Origin of the sequence: Gordonia sp. 'Campus' (assembly GCF_022206305.1) — a bacterium.
Lineage (GTDB): Bacteria > Actinomycetota > Actinomycetes > Mycobacteriales > Mycobacteriaceae > Gordonia.
This window is the reverse complement of record NZ_JAKOIW010000019.1, coordinates 68,542-81,661: the sequence shown is the minus strand read 5'-3', so window position 1 is coordinate 81,661 and position 13,120 is coordinate 68,542. Positions and strand designations below refer to the sequence as shown.

Annotated in this window: 14 protein-coding genes; 1 reads left to right on the top strand and 13 read right to left on the bottom strand. The window is 59.6% G+C overall.

The window, feature by feature from the left end; translation table 11 throughout:
- Positions 1–282: 282 nt before the first annotated feature.
- Genes MAY35_RS18595 through MAY35_RS18550 form a run of 10 tightly spaced genes read right to left on the bottom strand, consistent with a single transcriptional unit; the run spans position 283 to position 10,392 of the window.
- Positions 283–1,923: a fatty acid--CoA ligase gene (locus tag MAY35_RS18595; protein ID WP_238422772.1), complete on the bottom strand. Its 1,641-nt coding sequence runs from the start codon at positions 1,921–1,923 to the stop codon at positions 283–285.
- 29 nt (positions 1,924–1,952) lie between these two features.
- Positions 1,953–2,681 carry a hypothetical protein gene (locus MAY35_RS18590; RefSeq protein ID WP_238422771.1) on the bottom strand — a complete coding sequence of 243 codons (729 nt, stop codon included), beginning with the start codon at positions 2,679–2,681 and terminating at the stop codon, positions 1,953–1,955.
- A 6-nt stretch (positions 2,682–2,687) separates the two neighbouring features.
- Positions 2,688–3,644: an MlaD family protein gene (locus tag MAY35_RS18585; protein WP_064572168.1), complete on the bottom strand. Its 957-nt coding sequence runs from the start codon at positions 3,642–3,644 to the stop codon at positions 2,688–2,690.
- A complete protein-coding gene (locus tag MAY35_RS18580; RefSeq protein ID WP_064572167.1) occupies positions 3,641–4,684 on the bottom strand; it encodes an MlaD family protein in 1,044 nt (347 codons plus the stop codon). The genes MAY35_RS18585 and MAY35_RS18580 overlap by 4 nt, the downstream gene beginning before the upstream one ends.
- On the bottom strand, positions 4,681–5,742 hold the full coding sequence (locus tag MAY35_RS18575) for an MlaD family protein (RefSeq protein WP_064572172.1): 1,062 nt from the start codon (positions 5,740–5,742) through the stop codon (positions 4,681–4,683). Before MAY35_RS18575 ends, MAY35_RS18580 begins: the two co-directional genes overlap by 4 nt.
- On the bottom strand, positions 5,736–6,731 hold the full coding sequence (locus MAY35_RS18570; RefSeq protein WP_238422770.1) for an MlaD family protein: 996 nt from the start codon (positions 6,729–6,731) through the stop codon (positions 5,736–5,738). Before MAY35_RS18570 ends, MAY35_RS18575 begins: the two co-directional genes overlap by 7 nt.
- Entirely contained in the window at positions 6,728–7,741 is a 1,014-nt protein-coding gene (locus MAY35_RS18565) for an MlaD family protein (protein WP_238422769.1), read from the bottom strand. The genes MAY35_RS18570 and MAY35_RS18565 overlap by 4 nt, the downstream gene beginning before the upstream one ends.
- A complete protein-coding gene (locus tag MAY35_RS18560; RefSeq protein WP_238422768.1) occupies positions 7,738–8,775 on the bottom strand; it encodes an MlaD family protein in 1,038 nt (345 codons plus the stop codon). The genes MAY35_RS18565 and MAY35_RS18560 overlap by 4 nt, the downstream gene beginning before the upstream one ends.
- An 8-nt stretch (positions 8,776–8,783) precedes the next feature.
- Positions 8,784–9,647, bottom strand: coding sequence for an ABC transporter permease (locus MAY35_RS18555; RefSeq protein WP_014928961.1), 864 nt, complete (start codon positions 9,645–9,647; stop codon positions 8,784–8,786).
- A gap of 10 nt (positions 9,648–9,657) precedes the next feature.
- Entirely contained in the window at positions 9,658–10,392 is a 735-nt protein-coding gene (locus tag MAY35_RS18550; protein WP_033206584.1) for an ABC transporter permease, read from the bottom strand.
- 260 nt (positions 10,393–10,652) lie between these two features.
- Between MAY35_RS18550 and MAY35_RS18545 the strand changes: the two genes are divergently transcribed.
- Complete coding sequence (locus MAY35_RS18545) at positions 10,653–11,129, top strand: PaaI family thioesterase (protein WP_004023289.1); 477 nt, start codon at positions 10,653–10,655, stop codon at positions 11,127–11,129.
- Between the two features lie 135 nt (positions 11,130–11,264).
- Here MAY35_RS18545 and MAY35_RS18540 read toward each other — a convergent pair whose 3' ends face one another.
- The 3 genes from MAY35_RS18540 to MAY35_RS18530 form a co-directional block, all read right to left on the bottom strand.
- A complete protein-coding gene (locus tag MAY35_RS18540; RefSeq protein WP_197505710.1) occupies positions 11,265–11,405 on the bottom strand; it encodes a hypothetical protein in 141 nt (46 codons plus the stop codon).
- Between the two features lie 177 nt (positions 11,406–11,582).
- Positions 11,583–11,846: a helicase associated domain-containing protein gene (locus tag MAY35_RS18535; RefSeq protein ID WP_004022477.1), complete on the bottom strand. Its 264-nt coding sequence runs from the start codon at positions 11,844–11,846 to the stop codon at positions 11,583–11,585.
- Between the two features lie 680 nt (positions 11,847–12,526).
- Complete coding sequence (locus tag MAY35_RS18530; RefSeq protein WP_238422767.1) at positions 12,527–13,120, bottom strand: DUF6461 domain-containing protein; 594 nt, start codon at positions 13,118–13,120, stop codon at positions 12,527–12,529.

Here is a 13,120-nt window from a genome sequence, read left to right as displayed (position 1 = left end):
CGTCATGTCACCCCGCCACTCCGTACCAAAGTCCGCCGCCGGACAGCTCGCTCTGTTGCGCCTCCCTGAGTTAAACGGCCCTGCGGGCAACGCCGTGCAAATGGGGTGGAACAAACGCGAAGACCAGCCCAGCTTGTCGTCGGTGGCTCGTAGTCTCGAGTGACGGTGCTGTGCTGTCTGTCCCACCCGGGGGTGTCCATCGGCAAATGCATTGCTTCTATAGAAGTGTGCCCACCGAACGCTGACGACGTTCGGTGGGCACACTTGCGGCCTATAGCGGCGCTAATTCGATACAACCGGCAGCTCGCCCTGCTCATGCTTCGCGCGTAACACCTTCTTGTCGAACTTGCCCACGCTCGTACGCGGTACCTGCTCCATGAACGTCCAGTTCTTCGGGATCCACCAGTGTGGGATCTCCTCCGGGCAATTTCTTAGGCACCACTCGTGAAGCGTGTCAGCCGACACCTCTCGACCCGGTACCGGAACCACCACAGCGAGAGCTGTTTCCTGCCAGCGGGGGTCGGGCATCGCGACAACCGCGGCCTCGGCGACATCCGGGTGCGACATGATCCAGTTCTCGAGCTCCACTGACGAGATCCATTCGCCCCCTGACTTGATGACGTCCTTGGACCTGTCGGTCAGCGTCAGGTACCCGTCCGGGCTGATGTGTCCCACGTCGCCCGTCCGCAACCAGCCACCCCGAAACCTCTCGGCGTCCTCGAGCCGGTAGTAGCTGCCTGTAACCCACGGACCCCGCACTTCGAGTTCGCCGACGGACTTGTCGTCACGGGGAACCGGCAGGCCGCCCTCGTCAATGAGGCGCATCTCCACCCCGCAAATTGCCCGTCCCTGCCGCTTGCGGTACGACATTTCCTTTGTGGGGCTGATCCCGGCGGGAGGCCGACTTACCGCCGCAAGCGGGGACGTCTCAGTCATGCCCCAAGCCTGAATAATCTGAACGCCGAAGCGGTCCGCAAACCCCTCGATCAACGACTGCGGGACAGGCGCTCCACCACAGGCGACAAGGTCGATCGATGACAAGTCGACACCCGGATGCGCGGTACCGTACTGGAGAAGATCGTTCCAGATTGTCGGTACTGCTCCTGCCTTCGTGGGGCGATGTTGTTGGATCATGTCAGCGAGTGGCGCTGCTTGAAGGTATCGATCAGGCATCAGCAAGTCCGCACCCGCCATCAGCGACGCGTAGGGCAGACCCCAGGCGCTAGCATGAAACATCGGCACGACGGGAAGTACACGATCGGCTTCTGCGATCGCCAGAGCGTTACCGGTACAAGCTGCCATGGAGTGCACAAACACTGAGCGATGACTGTAGACGACCCCCTTGGGATCGCCTGTGGTGCCGCTCGTGTAACACATACCCGCAGCTGACCGCTCGTCGGGATCAGTCCAAGAGAACATTGGTGATTCTGCTGCGAGCGCGTCGTGGTATCGCATCACGGTCACGCCGTGGCCGTCGAGCGGGGAGGTGTCACCGTCGCCGGTAACCAACACAACCCGAACCGTCGCCAAGCCCGGTAGGACCGCCGCCAACAATGGCACCAGCGACCCATCCACGATGATGACTTTATCTTCGGCGTGGTTGGCGATGAACTGCAGTTGAGCCGGTGATAACCGGATGTTCAACGTATGCAGCACCGCGCCCATCGCGGGTACCGCAGCGTACGCCTCGAGGTGTTCCTGGTTGTTCCACAGCATCGTTGCCACGCGGTCGTCGCCGACCACGCCAACCCCACGCAGAGCGTTCGCCAGACGTGCGCATCGCTCTTCAAGATCGCCGTAGGTCGCATACCGGGCAGAACCGTTCGCGGAATAGGTAATCACCTGTCTGACAGTATGATTGGTTGCGACGTGGCGCAGTATCGATGACACTGTCATCGGCACCTCCTGCATGGTGCTTTTCATTAAACTCTCCTTTCGCGGCGGACGCTGGACTATTCAGCTGGTCCGTAATCCTGGATCTGCCAGCCGTTGTCGGTCTTCAGTACGACTACTTTCAACAGTGTTGGGAGTTCGCTCGGCTGGGGGTTCTGAACATTCTGGGTCTTCTGGGTGGCGAAGACGAGCACCGTGTATTCCCCCCGGTTTTCGCTGGGGTTGCCGGTGACACTGGTCGCCAGTACGCGGCCCGACGCTTGGACCTTGGCCTGTTCCATGATTTGGGTCAAGGTGGGTTTGACATCGTCGTATCGCTTGACTAAGGCATCGCTGGCGTTCTTTTTGACTTCGGTAAAGAATGCGCCGGTGTTTTGGTAGCTGTAGGTGAGCGACTTTGTGGTGTATTCCGATGCTGCCTGCGCTGCTTGCGCTCGTTGTGTGGCAGCGTTCTCCGCGGACGTCTTTGCTTCCCGCATGTCGATGTAGAGGTAAGCAAAGAGGCCGGCCAGCACCGCGAGTGCCACCACGAAAGCGCCGGCGGCCACCGCCTGGAGGCGTGCTGATCTCCATCGGTGCCTGGCCTCGGACGTCGGGGGGCTTGCCTCGTCCGGGGCGGGACCGTCTTGGGACGTCGCAGATTCTGTAGCACCAGTGGCGTCGCTGCGATCTGCTTTGTCGGAAGCCGCAGTCAGCTTATCCTCAGCGCTGCTGTCCTTGGATTCTGGTCCGTTGTCTTGTGCCGTCATTTGCTGCCTTCTGTGAATGCTGGTGTAGGAGGTATCCATCGGGCGTCAGCGAGGTGATGGCGTGACGGCGATCGGAATCTGCGCCTGCCCCCGATGTGACGCTGGGAATGTTCGAGCCAGAAGATCACCGATCGATCCGAAGTCGATGTATGTGTCTGCGACTTTCGCCGTCGCCGGCTTCACCGCGCGGGTAATGGCGACAATATCGGGCTGGAGTATCTGGATGTAGCCGCTGAGCTTCTCCACTAGCTTCAGGATCGGTGGCCATTTGTCGTAGGACGTAGAAGTGAAAACGATGAACGCACGTTGGATCCTCGCCAAACCGTCGACGGCATCCGGGGTCCGGACCGACGCGGTGCTGAGCACACCGCCCACGTTCGACATAAGGCCCAGGAGGAACTCGGCATTGTCCGCAGTGGTACGGACGGCACCGTCGTCACCGACGAAGTCCACGAGGCGGTGCATCATGTCTCCGATCGTGTCGAGGTCCTTTTGCCGGCCGTCGACTGCCGCCGAGATCGTTTCGTTGATGGACTGAATCGATGCTGGATCGAGCGCGTCCGCCACTGCCGACATTTTCGGGAGTACCTGGGGAACGGATTGGGACACGTGGATGGCGCCGGCGGGCACTAGGTCCCCACTACGCAAGTACTCACTGGTGGTTGTGCCCGGTGGGATGAAATTGATGTATTGTTCTCCCGCGACCGAGAGGTTCTGAATCGTCATGATACTATCGCGAGGAATCTTATAATCGGAGTCGATGGACATGTCGACGGCGAGCTGATTACCTGTGACGCGAATTGATGTCACCTTTCCCACCGGCACCCCCTCTAGCATTACCGGTGATGTGTCTAGAAGGCCGCCCGAGCTCTCGAGTATGGCCGAGATCGCGTAGTCGGTGCGGAACGGGTTTACCCGTGCCACGTCGATGATCAAGTATGTCGCTCCGACGAGGAGAACGAGGACAAGGGCAACCAGCGATACGAGGGTGCTGCGGATCATGGCATCATTCCGATCGCTCGCAATACGGTTATGAACGACTCGGCATCACGCCGCGCCAGTTCTCGGCCATCGATAGACACATCGGAGACGTTGATATCTGGGGAGCTTACGAATGGGATGAGCTTTTCGCGTATTACACGAGCCGCCTTGTCGGAGACATCTTTGGAGTAGATGTCTGAGTGCGCGATGGACGCGACCACTGGCGCGATCGCGCCCACCGTTTCCTTGATGCGGGAATACTCAGGATCGACGATACGGCCTGCGGATACCGCGAAGTCGCGCAGATTAGCGATGAGTAGCGCTACGTCAATTAGCGAGTAGCCCAGACCATAAAAGTTCACTCCCCCCTTGGTCAACATTCGGTCTGTACCTGACGGGTCGGCCAGGATCACTTTGAGTGTGCGATCGGCCGACTGCAGGATTACGTCGAGTTTGTCGGTGTTGGCAGACACCTCAGACACGGTGCGCAAGGTCGTGCGGTAGAGCGCATCGAACTCGGCGGGGTCACTCGGAAAAGTCGAGTTCAGCGTCGATATCGCGGTATGGATTTTATCGAGTTCACCCCCGCCCAATACGTTAGCCATACCCCGCATCACGTCCTCGACGTTGGCAGCCGGTGCGGTGCGTGAGAGAGGTATTACCGATCCCGCGCGCAGCAAGCCTTGGGTGGACTGCTGTGCAGGGGGAAGGATGGCCACGTAAATCTCGCCCAGGAGAGTGTCTTGGCGGAGTTCTGCGCGCGAATCTTCAGGCAGTTGAGCGTCTCCGTTGATTCGGGCGGCAACCAGCGCGTGGCCTCCGTCGTAAGCGACGCTGGTGACGGTACCGACGTCAATCCCTCGAGAGAGGACTTTGGCACGGGCAGGCAAGTTCAGAGCACTCGTGAACTCGATCTCGATGTCGTAGCCGTCTCGGGCGTGTGATCCACCGATGGTCGGCGGGTTGTCAGCACTGATGCTGCAGGCGGCGAGGGCGATAGTCGCTACGAACAGCGTCACGATCGCGGCCGTGACGCGGCGGAGGTAGCCGTAGATCATCATCGAGATTGCCCTCCGATCAAGTTGGCGATCGTCGCCGCTTCGTTACCCGTCGCGCAAACGTCCTTGACGGAAGGAGGAGCGCACGCGTTCTTGAGGGCCTGCAGTGGTACAGATATTGCGAATGCCCGCAGGATCGACTTCGCATCTGGATGCTCAACGATGAGGTCAGCTGTTCGAGCGGCGACGGACGCAAGTATGTTTTCTTGCTTGCCCGCTTGCGAGAGGAGAGGAACCGCAGCATCTCCAAGTGAGAAAATAGGTGGCCCGAAGTCAGACGATAGGCGCGACAGGATAGGGACGAAGGTGCCTGCGTACTCTGTTGCGGCGCCGAATGTTTGACCGAAAGCAACAATCACCTCAATTGCGCCTACGAAGTTGTCGAATAGCTGGGTCACCTCAGTACTGTTTTCGGTGGCAACACCGGTTAAGGTGGCGAGATTGGCGACAATCCTGCGTATCTGGCTATCACGCCGGGTCGGATCGTTGATTAGCGTGGCCGAGTCCTGGAGAATGCCGGATATATCACCCTGGGTCCCTTCCATGTTTTTCGAGACGAGTGTAAGTGCCTGAAGAATCGCATCCGTGTTACGTCCGTCGTCCTTGACGAGTTCGTCTGAAAGAGTGCTTATCGCGTCGAGTGTTTGACTAATCCCCAGTGGGGTCTTGGTCTTTTCCAGTGGGATACACTCAGCCGACTTGTAATATTCTCCGCCACGATAGGGCTGGGTGAACTCGATTTGTCGTTCGGTGACAATCGAGGTGGACACCAGGGTCGCACCCACATCTGCGGGAAGTGGCACGGTCTTGTCGATCCGCATATCGACACGCACACCTTTCTGTCCCTCCTCGTGGATGCTTACGACGCTGCCCACCTTCTTGCCGAGCATCGCGACGGAATTGCCTTCGTACAGACCTGATGCGTCAGAAAACTCCGCACATAGTGATCGCGTGTCGTCGTCGGGTGTCGCATAGTCGATTCCGACGCCCCCGATCACTACTGCCAGTGTGACAATGGTGGCGATCGGGATCAGATGCCGACGCATCCGCTCCGTCAACATTTGTTATCACCAATCGGGATACAGACGCGGACGGTCGGTTCATGACTCGCAGGTCCGACCTGCGGAGCATTGAGGAGAATGCTCAGTCTTCTGGTGATCTGATCGACCTGGGCCAGCGCGTCTTGGTAGGCGGGCATCTGGGCTGACACCTTGTTTAGAAGGATCTTAAACTGCTGTACCGATGGTTCTATACCGTCGCGGTACGCGACAAGCGGCCGGGTCAGCAACTTAAAAAGACGACGTAGATAATCGAACCCGCTCTGGACGTTGGCGATGTCTGGTCCAAGGGTGCGGGCAAGGAAGCTGAGCTGGCGGAGGAAGTCCACGAGTACCTGCTTGCGGTTGGCGAGGGCGGCGACATACTCGTCGGACAAAGCCACCGTCTTGTCGAGTTGTGCGTACTGACGCTCCAGCAAGTCCATCAGGCTGCTCGCGTTTTGAAGGGCGTTTGGGATGTTGGTGTTTCCGTCGGAAAAGGCATCCTGTAGCAACGCCGCCGTGCGCCGTAGATCAACACCACGCACGTCACGGAAGACCGGTGTAGATGTCTCCAGGGTGCTGGAAATATCATAGGTGCTGCCTGTCTGCACCAGTGGGATCGCGCCGTCAATGGCCGATGGGCCTGAGCCTGGGTCGAGGTCCAATACGCGTCCACCGATAGGGGTGATGAGACGGACGTTCGCCGTCGCGTCCGACCGAACGGCAATCGAGTCGTCCAGCCGGAACCGCACGGTGATGAACGTTCCGGTCAGGTCGACCGACGCTACCTTGCCTTTCCTGATCCCGGCGATACGTACCTGGTCGCCAGCTTCCAATCCGCCGGTGTTGACTAACTCAGCGCTGTAGATAGTTTGTCCGGGCGGCGAGATATACACAGCTCCGGCGGCGACGAGACCGGCCACCGTGACCATAGTTACGACCCCCGCCAGGATGAGGTCCCGCCGACGCTGCGGGCGGTGATGCGGACGCTTGCCGAAGAAACGGGTCATTGGCACACCACCAGTCGTTGACCCATCAGGGCGATCTGCACTGTTCTCGGTAGGTCGAGCACCCCTCGGGTACACCCTGCCGCCGAGGGCGGGGGAGTCGCGTTGGATGTTGCGGCCAGGGCGTCCAGGAGCGGCTTCAGGAGAACGGCACCATTCAGTAGGCCTTCTGTATCCCCTGGCTCCCGCACTAATCTCTGAAAGATAGCCGCGAAGCTGGTGTCGTAGGTCGACTCGATCTGCTCACCGGCGAGTACAGTCTTTGCCATCGAACGGTTGACCTCTCGCAGCGAGGCCCGCAGTCGATCGCTCACGCGGCTGAACGCATCGACGATTGACCCCAATTTGTCTATCAACTCAACCAGTTCAGCGGAGCGCCCCATCAACTGGTCGGACACCTGCCCCAGGCTCGTCACAATATTGGTGATGATCTCTGAACGCTGGTTCCCGTAATCAGTGATGTTCGCGACTTGCTTCATGACTGGTGCGATACCTCGACCGTCTCCCTGGGCAACCCGTAGAAGGTTCGACTGAAGCTCGTTGATTTCCGCAGTATTCAATGTATCGAATACTGGTTTGAAACTGTTGAATAGTGTCGATACGTCGAAGGACGGGACGGTCTTCTCGAGTGCCACCTGTGTGATCGAGTCCTGGTCGGCGCCTTGTCCGGCATTGATAAGTTCCACATACCGCTGCCCCAGCAGATTTTGGTAACGCACAGCGGCAGTCGTCGCGGGGGTAATCGCGACACCGTCATCCAGTTGGAAACGGACGATCGCTGTTGAGCCCTCGAGATCGACAGCCGTTACATATCCCACTTTCACTCCAGCGAGTCGTACCCCGTCGCGGGGCTTGAGTCCGGAAGCGTCGGCAAACACCGCGGAACGCTGCGAACTGGGTGATCCTTCGTTGGTCGGCTGCAGAATCGCGATGATGACATATGAAAGGACTCCGATGAGAGCGATGAACGCGACGATTTTAATGATTGTGGGTGTTAGCGACCTCAGAGTCATCGAGTGGCACCCCCCATTCTCAATGCGCCTTGTAGGGCAGGCGACGTCTGGACCACCAGCGCTAGCTGGAGCTGGACCCGTTCGTTGAATTTCGGCAAGGCTTTGTCGATGCCATCGAGGATCTGCGGGATCGTGTACACCGTGCGAACTAGCCCCGAGGCGGATCTGGCGACGGGCCGCGCTAGGTCAAGGCCGACGTCTAACAGCGAACTCAGGGCTGGGTAATTCTTATCGAGCAGGCCGCCGAGCCCACCGAACAGAACCTTTCCCGTGTCGCCGAGATTACTCTTCGTGCGGTCGATGTTTTGTTGGGTGGCGAAAAAGTCAGCGATATCGACGTTCTTCAAGACGCCAGGGACAAACGGCGTCATGAAGTCGGCGACTCCGGTGGACAGGTTAGCCGCAATTTCTAGGTCCTCCCCGACCGGCCGTTTCTGGACATCCCGCGTGAGTTGCGCAATCTGGAAAACGAGTCTTCCGCTATCAGCCATTGCCTGCGAGTCCTCAACGATGAACCTCACTACCGCTTCAAATGAGGGCTGGTCCAGTGCCTCGACCAGCGTGGAGATCTTGCGAACAAGCGTTGACACCGAGGTCTGTTCAGATTGCAACCTGCTCACGTAGACACTCCCGCCGGAACCGATGGGTGGTCCTTGTCCAGGATCTACGATCTCCAGTGCAGTTGGTCCCAATGCGTTTGACGAGGTGTAGTTCACCGTCATGCCCTGCCGGAGAACTAGGTCGTTACCGGAACCGGTGAGGTTGATTTTGACCGCCGCGCCACGGTCTCGAACCGCGATGCTCGAGACCTCCCCCACGGTGAACCCAAGGTACTTCACCTCCGATCCCCCCTTCAACCCGTCGCCTATCGCGTCGGTGTTGATGGTCAACGACGTGTGATCGCTGAAGTCGCCGTTAGCGTCACTTATCAGTAAGTAGGCAGCTATCGCGCCGAGGATCAATAGGGCGACCCCCCGAAGGGCCAGGTTCCCGTGCGACGGCTCGCGTCCGGACGGATCATGAAAGACAGCCACTGAACCCCCTACCCTGAAATCCGTACGCCGGAATCGAATCCCCACATCAGAAGGGTCAAGATCATGTCCTCCACGACGATGACTATGAGGCTCGTGCGGATCGCTCGACCGGACGCTCGACCCACCCCCTCAGCTCCGCCCGTGGCGAAGTAGCCCTGATAGCTATGGATAATCACTACAGAAATGACAAATACAAGAACTTTGATAAGCGAGAAGGCAAGATCCTGAGGTTTGAGGAACTGGTCGAAATAGAAATCGTAAGTGCCGCCGGATTGGCCGTGAACTTGTGTGACGACGAGTTTGGCGGCCCCGAATCCGAGAATGAGCGCGACGATGTACAAAGGAATCACGGTCGTGATCGACGCAACTACGCGAGTGCTGACGACGAATGGAATAGGACGTACCGCCATAGCCTCGAGAGCGTCGATCTCCTCGGAAATGCGCATGGAGCCGATCTCAGCTGTCAACCGGCAGCCGGCTTGTGCTGCGAACCCGATCGCCGCGATCATTGGCGCAAGCTCTCGGGTGTTGGCATAGGAAGAGATGAACCCCGTCAGTGAACCCATCCCTACGAGGTCCAGCGAGGCGTAACCCTGGATACCGATTGAGGCGCCGACGGCGATGCCGAGGATGGCGAGGACGATGGCCGTTCCACCACCGACCAAGACTGCACCTCTGCCCCAGGCGAATTCTTGTATGTAGAGCAGGGTTTGGCGTCGGTAGGTGGTGATCACATGGCGGATGCCGAGGACCGCGGCGATCACAAAGGTCGCGACGTGCCCCAAGCGTTCAGGTACGTGTACAACTGGCGCGATCACGGCTTCGACAGGGCGGGTGGCGGCGGAGAACCTCCGGGAGGGAACGGTGGTCACGAGGCGTTTCTCATCCAATAGTTTGGGGGACGAACATGGTTGTTAATTGCGTGATAAAGACATTGATCACGAAGCATGCGACGACGCCCAGTACTACGGTGGCATTTACTGAGGTTGCGACGCCTTTAGGGCCGCCTTTCGTCGACAGGCCGCGGTGACAAGCAATCGTCACCACTACAAGTCCGAACACCAGCGATTTGCATAGAGCGACAACGATGTCTGTTATCGATGCGAACGAAGCGAACGAGGCGACGTAGCTGCCTGGTGTGATGCCTTGGACGTCGACGCTGATGGCGTAGCCCGCCAGCAGCCCGGTGAAGACGATTAGCATGCAGAGCAGCGGCGCGGTGATCAACACAGATACGAACCGGGGCGCTACGACTCGCCTGATCGGATTGAGTCCGAGTGTCTCCATGGCAGCAATTTCTTCGCGAATCGTTCGAGCACCCAAATCAGAGGCAATCGCTGATCCGGCCGCGCCCCCGAGTAGGAGGGCGGTAACGATGGGCGCTCCCTGTTGAATGATCCCGAGGCCGCCAGCGGCGCCAGCTATTGACGTGGCCCCAACTTGCTGAGTGAGGCTACCCACCTGTACTGACACGATGACACCGAATGGCACAGCTACCAGAATCGCCGGCAGAGTTGTCACGACGATGACGAACCAGGTCTGCGATACGGCTTCGCGAAACGGAAATCGTCCTGTAGCAATGTCTACTGCTACCCACCGCAGGGCCTGACCAGCCAAGCCGACGGTGTTACCAAAAGTGGCAGCGCCGTCTAGCAGACGGTTGACGCCGGTGCCGGTGGTGATGGCCATCTCCCCCCCCTAGTGCGTGTGGTGTGCGCCACTCCATTCGCGTGTGCGTAATGGACAGTATCAGGTACTCGCAGTATTACCTATAGTGGTGAGCACAGACCGTGTTCGGGACCGGTTCCCCACACCTCATCGATCCCCCCGCACCCTGTTGCGTAGGTGGCGGGCTGAGTTAAGGACAACGATCAGAGATGACCCCCGAAGCAAGACTGCCGGCACACTCGTCCCAATGCATGGGCTGCGGAAGCAGCAACCCCCACGGACTTCAACTTGAGGTCTACCGGAGCGGCGAGCGGGTGTACGCCGATCACACCTTCGACGAGAAACACCTCGGCGCGCCCGGGTTGGCGCACGGTGGCGCGATCTCGGCCGCCTGCGACGACATCATGGGTTTCACCCTGTGGATCGCGCGGACCCCCGCGGTGACCCGCACCCTGACCGTCGAATACCGCCGGCCGGTCCCGCTGCACACTCCCATACGTCTCACTGCCTGGATTGACCACGAGTCGGATCGCCTACTGCACATCGCGGCCGCCGGATCGTTCGATGAGCAAACGTACTTCACCTCTAGCGGTGTTTTCGTCAAGGTCGACGTTGCTCACTTTCGACGTTATGCCGACGTATCAACAATCGATGACTTCTTCGCCAACTTCACGCGGTCAGACTGACGCCGCACGCGTCTCCGTTCTGCGCGCCGCCAACTCTGCGAGGTACGCGACCACGTTCGGCGATCCACCGCCAGCGGTCAGGCTGCGACGGTCAACAGGGCTGGAACTGCAAACGCTCGGCCTTCCACTGCCGGTTCAGTAGCGACAGGAAAACAACACCGCAAGGACCGGCTTGACCGCGAGGGTCAGGCCGAGCGGAATGCCCGCCCACCAGTCGCGGCGCTGCAGCATCAGGCTCGTACACAGCGGCTGAACCATAACGGTCACCGGCAGCACTGTTCTCACAGGATTGGAGGGGAGGGCGGCGAGCTCCCTCGAATGTGCAGCTCTCTTCCTTCCGTCCTGGCTACAGTCGCTACGACTCGCGGTAGTACTAGGTTGGCCGACTGTTTAGGCCAGTGCGAGGAACAGTTTCTCAAGCTCCGCTTCCGTGAGCGGTGGCTGCTCGCCATCTTACGGTCGCGATGCATTGACGCATCCCTGATTAGTCCGGATGGTCCACCGCCAGTCCGGGAACTCGGTCTCGAGCCGTTCGATCCGCTCGGCCGACAACCGGCCCTTGCGGTAGTCAGCGCTGCGGCTCTGCACCCAGGTGCCGATCGCGAATCCGTCAATGACATCGCGCCGGCGGGCGTTGCTGGTGCCGTACACCGCGACGTAGCGGTGCAGGTGCTCGAGCCCGGCCTCGAACCGCCCATCGCCAATAGATTCAGCCACGACAGCTCACGAGTGTGTTCGACGTTGCCGTAACGGGAAGACCGCGCTCAAGTGCGGTCTTTCCAACGTTCATTTGCTGATTGTCGGGTCAGTCCGGTTGCTGGGCGAACATCGGCACATGACTAGCCCAGTCGGCGTGCCCTGCGGGCGTACACAGCCTCCGGGTCTCGTTGTCGTCTCCCAGCCAACGCCAAGGGTGGGAAACCCTCTTCTGGCCGCCGGGGCCGCCCTTCTACGATCGCAAGCGTGAAACAGGCCCCGATATCTCGTGCACAGATCGAGAGGTGGGTCTCTGCGCCGCGGTTGCATACATACGCGCAGAGGACTGTGCCGCCAGGGTAGTGGACGAATACGAGTGGGCAGTTCGTCTCAACTCGGTCTACATGGAGCTCATCGCGCACATCGAAGTTCTGCTCCGCAACGCCGTGCATTCGAAGCTGACTAAGCAGTACCCGGGACTGGCGCCTGGTTCGATGACAATGGTCTTAAGTGCCATCTCTTGCTCAGTGCTTCTCGGCGGTGGGGGCGTCGTCATCACTGGAATGTAGCGCGGCGAACCCCACCTAGCGGGAATTATGTCATAACGTAAGTTATCAGCACTTCAAAACTGTTGGGGAACAGGGTTTCACCTACGTGACCGACATAGCATGCTCCCCGCAGCGGCGCCCCCGTCAGCGTTCTTACGCTTCGCCGCAGGTGAATTCGGCGTTGCGCAGGAATTCAGGGGTGATCGCGAGACCGGTGTGATTGGCGGCCATCGCCAGAGACCCATCGATGATGTGGTGCAACCCGTCGTCGCCGGTGCCGTCTTCGTAGGGATCGGGCTCGAGGCCGGCGGTCTGCATGAGTGATGGCCAGTCGCCGGCGTTCGGGTCGCGGGTGTACGCGGTGCGCAGCAGCGGGTCGAAGCTGGTGACCTGGGTGCCGTCCCGCCAGATCGTGAACGCGCTGAGCGCTTCGACATCTTGGAACAGCGATACGATTTCGCGGCCGCGAGACAAATCGGCCATGGCGGTGTCGCTGCCGGCGGCCAGGCTTGTCGGCGCCACGGTGATCGTCCAGGTGTCGAGCTGGGCGGCTCCGATGACCCGGAAGTGGTCCCAGCTGGTTTCGTTGACACCCTCGAGGCTTGTCGTGTTCGGCAGCGATCGGGTGGTCAGCGCCGCGATCACTTCACCGGGCTCGGCGTTGCTGATGTAAGCCAGGCTGAATGCGTTGGTCGTCCAGGGATAGTCGATCGAGAGCCATCCGAAGTCGCGGTAGGTGTAAGCCAC